Annotated in this window: 1 rRNA gene; it reads left to right on the forward strand. The window is 48.3% G+C overall.

Annotated features, from left to right (window positions below):
• Positions 1–232, forward strand: a 23S ribosomal RNA gene (locus A7985_RS25575); the annotation flags it as partial.

Raw genomic sequence — 232 nt, forward strand, 5'->3', positions numbered from 1 at the left:
CTTGGCAGTTGGAGGCGATGAAGGACGTACTAACTTGCGATAAGCTAAGTCAAGCCAGTAAGAGGCACTTGAGACTTAGATTTCCGAATGGGGAAACCCACCGCTTAGCGGTATCTTGCAGTGAATACATAGCTGTAAGAGGCAAACCGGGAGAACTGAAACATCTAAGTACCCCGAGGAAAAGAAATCAACCGAGATTCCGAAAGTAGCGGCGAGCGAAATCGGATTAGCC

The organism is Pseudoalteromonas luteoviolacea, assembly GCF_001696455.1.
Classification (GTDB): Bacteria; Pseudomonadota; Gammaproteobacteria; order Enterobacterales; family Alteromonadaceae; genus Pseudoalteromonas; species Pseudoalteromonas luteoviolacea_C.